This is a genomic window from Neisseria sp. HMSC055H02 (assembly GCF_001813335.1).
GTDB lineage: Bacteria > Pseudomonadota > Gammaproteobacteria > Burkholderiales > Neisseriaceae > Neisseria > Neisseria sicca_C.
The window spans coordinates 5,021-8,743 of record NZ_KV812125.1; the positions used below are offsets into that span (position 1 = coordinate 5,021).

Annotated in this window: 6 protein-coding genes and 1 tRNA gene; 3 read left to right on the plus strand and 4 right to left on the minus strand. The window is 51.4% G+C overall.

Translation table 11 applies throughout. The features are described 5' to 3' along the window. From HMPREF2907_RS12730 to tpiA, 4 genes are all read right to left on the minus strand, one after another. Nucleotides 1-261, minus strand: a 261-nt coding sequence (locus HMPREF2907_RS12730) for an Arm DNA-binding domain-containing protein (protein WP_141754445.1), incomplete at its 3' end; no start/stop codon positions are given. A 262-nt stretch (nt 262-523) separates the two neighbouring features. Then, nucleotides 524-609: transfer RNA gene (locus HMPREF2907_RS09980), tRNA-Leu, on the minus strand. A 13-nt stretch (nt 610-622) separates the two neighbouring features. After that, complete coding sequence (gene secG, locus HMPREF2907_RS09985; protein WP_003759305.1) at nt 623-985, minus strand: preprotein translocase subunit SecG; 363 nt, start codon at nt 983-985, stop codon at nt 623-625. 7 nt (nt 986-992) lie between these two features. Further along, nucleotides 993-1,766, minus strand: coding sequence for a triose-phosphate isomerase (gene tpiA / locus HMPREF2907_RS09990; RefSeq protein ID WP_070682586.1), 774 nt, complete (start codon nt 1,764-1,766; stop codon nt 993-995). 183 nt (nt 1,767-1,949) lie between these two features. On the opposite strand from tpiA, the gene HMPREF2907_RS09995 reads away from it, so the two are divergent. From HMPREF2907_RS09995 to HMPREF2907_RS10005, 3 genes are all read left to right on the plus strand, one after another. Beyond that, on the plus strand, nt 1,950-2,453 hold the full coding sequence (locus HMPREF2907_RS09995; protein ID WP_101809925.1) for a GAF domain-containing protein: 504 nt from the start codon (nt 1,950-1,952) through the stop codon (nt 2,451-2,453). A 101-nt stretch (nt 2,454-2,554) separates the two neighbouring features. Further along, a complete protein-coding gene (locus HMPREF2907_RS10000; RefSeq protein WP_070682588.1) occupies nt 2,555-3,211 on the plus strand; it encodes a protein-L-isoaspartate O-methyltransferase family protein in 657 nt (218 codons plus the stop codon). 99 nt (nt 3,212-3,310) lie between these two features. After that, nucleotides 3,311-3,637, plus strand: a complete 327-nt coding sequence (locus tag HMPREF2907_RS10005; RefSeq protein ID WP_070682589.1) for a rhodanese-like domain-containing protein — start codon at nt 3,311-3,313, stop codon at nt 3,635-3,637. Nucleotides 3,638-3,723 lie beyond the last annotated feature (86 nt).

Sequence of the window (3,723 nt, forward strand, 5' to 3'; positions counted from 1 at the left end):
CTGTTGCTTGGCTTCGCTGGGGTCTTGCCCAGATACAAGCAAGCGGCGGGCATTCTCGGCAGCGGCGCAGGCTTCTACCAGTGATACGGTCGGATATTTCCCGATTGAAAGCGTTTTACGTTTGCCGTTATGCGAAAAATCAAACCGCCATAACTTCCCGCCGCTTGTATTGATATACAAATATAAGCCCTTGCCGTCATTCAGCTTAAACGGTTTTTCGGCAGGCTTGGCGTTTTTGATTTGTCGGTCATTCAGCTTCATTTTTACGGTATTTTTTCGAGGTATTTTTCAGATACCGCAAAAGATACCGTAAATTTTAGGTTACTCCAATTAGGCTGAATTAGACGAAATTATACAATCAGAAAGAAGACAATAGGCTGAATTAGACGAAATTATACAATCAGAAAGAAGACAATAGGATAGCAATCAGTCCGAGAGCCTTGTATTTATTGAGATTGGTTGATGGTATTAGATGGGATTAAACGAAAAAAAACGCCTAGAATTTCTAAGCGTTTTTGTGTGTTGGTGCCGACAGCGAGATTTGAACTCGCACAGCCTACGGCCACTACCCCCTCAAGATAGCGTGTCTACCAATTTCACCATGTCGGCATTTTGAAAACTGTTATTTCTGCTGCTGAGGAGCGGGTGCAGCAGGTGCGGATTGGTTTTCAGCGGGAGCGGCAGGTTTCGGAGCCTGCTGGGTTTGTTTCACATTGCTGAAGTCCAAACCATGTTTGTTTGTATGGGTATGGATATAAACCATTGCCATGCAGGTTGCGAAGAAGAAAGTCGCTGCGATGGCGGTTGCGCGGCTCAGGAAGTTTGCGTTGCCTGCAGAACCGAATACGCCCTGCGCGCTGCCGCTGCCTGACCCGAAGGTCGCGCCTGCGTCCGCGCCTTTGCCGTGTTGCAGCAATACTAACACAACCACTGACAAAGCGGAAATAATATTAATAATCCAGATAAGGGTTTTAAAGGCTTCCATATGTTTTCTACGAGGCTTGTGCTGCGTTGATGATGGCGGTAAATGAGTCATACGATAATGACGCGCCGCCAACCAATGCGCCGTCTACATGAGGTACTGCGAAGATGTCGGCTGCATTGTCTGCTTTCACACTTCCGCCGTAAAGAACGCGGATTTTAACATCGCTTCCGCACAAAGACAAGATTTCTTTGTAGATGAATGCGTGCATGTCGGCAATTTGTTCTACGGTGGCGACTTTGCCGGTGCCGATTGCCCATACCGGTTCGTAGGCGACGGCGATGTTTTGGGTGTTCAGTCCATGCAATACGGAGAGTTGGTGGGCGATGACTTCGTGTTCTTTGCCGGCTTCGCGCTCTTCGAGGCTTTCACCGACGCACAATAGGGGAATGAGGCCTACGTTGAGGACGTTTTCCATTTTGCGGCGTTGGATTTCGTTTTTCTCGCCGAAATAGAGGCTTCGTTCGGAGTGTCCTATGAGGACGATGTCTGTGCCGATATCGGCGAGCATTTCTGCGGAAACTTCGCCTGTGTAGGCGCCGTTGTTGGGGAAGCGGCTGACGTCTTGGGCGCAGGTGAGGATGCGGTTGTTGAGGACAATCTGCATGGCGTTGTGCAGTTGCAACAGGTAAACGGTCGGGGCGGCGAGGCCGATGAGGACGCGTTCGGCGGTGGGCATGATGCGGAAGCGGTGCATGAGTGCGTTGTTGTTTTGGAGTCGGCCGTTCATTTTCCAGTTGCCGATGACCCATTTTTGATCCCACATTCCGATTTGGTGATACATCTTTTTTGCTCCGTGTTGTGTTTCTTTGGCTGTACGCTGCGTGTAGCGTGATGTAACGTGAAGTTTAGTGGATATGCGACGGGTTCGCAACTTGAAACGGGATGCCCGGGGTCGTCTGAAATGCTGTTTCAGACGACCTGTTTTATAATAACTGCTTGATATACACATATATAGGACATGGCTATGCACGCGCTTCATTTTTCGGCTTCGGACAAGGCCGCGCTTTATCGGGAGGTGTTGCCGCAGATTGAGTCTGTGGTGGCGGACGAGACAGATTGGGTGGCGAATTTGGCGAACACGGCGGCGGTTTTGAAGGAGGCGTTCGGCTGGTTTTGGGTGGGTTTTTATTTGGTCGATACGCGCACGGACGAATTGGTTTTGGCGCCGTTTCAGGGACCTTTGGCGTGTACGCGGATTCCGTTCGGACGCGGGGTGTGCGGTCAGGCTTGGGCGAAGGGCGAGACGCTGGTCGTTAAGGATGTCAACGCGCATCCCGACCATATTGCCTGTTCGTCGTTGTCGCGTTCGGAAATCGTGGTTCCGCTGTTTTCAGACGACCTCTGTATCGGCGTGTTGGACGTGGATAGCGAACACCTGGCGCAGTTTGATGAAACGGATGCTTTGTATTTGGGCGAACTGGCGAAGATTTTGGCGAAACGGTTTAAGGCTTCGCGTCAGGCGGCTTGAGACTGAAAAACAGGCGGGCGGCGCGCGCTGAAGTTGGCGCGGCGGGAGTGTGGTTTTATAATGTCTGCCATTGCTAAAACAATTATTTAACGGAGCACAAAATGGATTTTGAAAAAGCGCGGTTCAACATGGTCGAACAGCAAATCCGTCCGTGGGATGTATTGGATTTTGACGTTTTGGACGCTTTGGAGGAGATTCCGCGCGAGCGTTTCGTGAACGAGTCTTTGCAGGGTTTGGCGTATGCCGACATGGAGCTGCCGCTTGCCAACGGACATAAGATGCTCGAGCCGAAAATCGTAGCGCGGTTGGCGCAGGGTTTGAAGCTGACCCAAACCGATACGGTTTTGGAAATCGGCACGGGTTCGGGCTATGCGACCGCGCTTTTGGCGAAACTGGCGGGCAAAGTGGTTTCAGACGACCTCGATGCCGAGCAGCAAAACCGCGCCAAAGCAGTGTTGGACGGCTTGGCTTTGAACAATATCGATTATGTGCAAAACAACGGGCTGACCGAGCCTTCCGCGGGTGCGCCGTTTGATGCGGTTTACGTCGGCGGCGCGGTGGACCGCGTGCCTGACGTATTGAAAGAACAGTTGAAAGACGGCGGCCGCATGGTGGTCATCGTCGGCCGTCAGCCGGTACAGCGCGCGCTGCTGATTACGCGCAAGGGCGGCAAATTTGAAGAAAAAGTCCTGTTCGACACGCTGGTCGCGCATTTGGACGACAAAGAAAACCGTCCTTTCGGCGATTTCGATTTTTAAACTTTTTTGAAATCAAAGGTCGTCTGAAAACCAGCCGGACATGGCGAAACGTTTTCAGACGACCTTTCATCGTTTCCATCATTTCACACACACAATATCATGACGATCCCGCAACTCACTCCGCTGCAACTGCAACAATGGCAGGAAGAAGGCCGCGCGTTCCATCTGCTGGACGTGCGAACCGACGAGGAAACAGCCGTCTGCGCCCTGCCTGACGCCATCCATATCCCGATGAATCTGATTCCGCTGCGCCAAAACGAGCTGCCCGACGACGATTTGCCGATTGTGGTTTACTGCCACCACGGCATCCGCAGCCTGCATACGGCGATGTATCTGGCGAACGCAGGTTTTGAAAATCTGTTTAACCTGCAAGGCGGGATTGATGCTTGGGCTTTGCAGGTGGATGGGACGATGGCGAGATATTGATAACGCTAAAAGGTCGTCCGAAAACCTTGATTCGGTTTTTCAGACGACCTTACACTTAATATAGTGGATTAAATTTAAATCAGGAC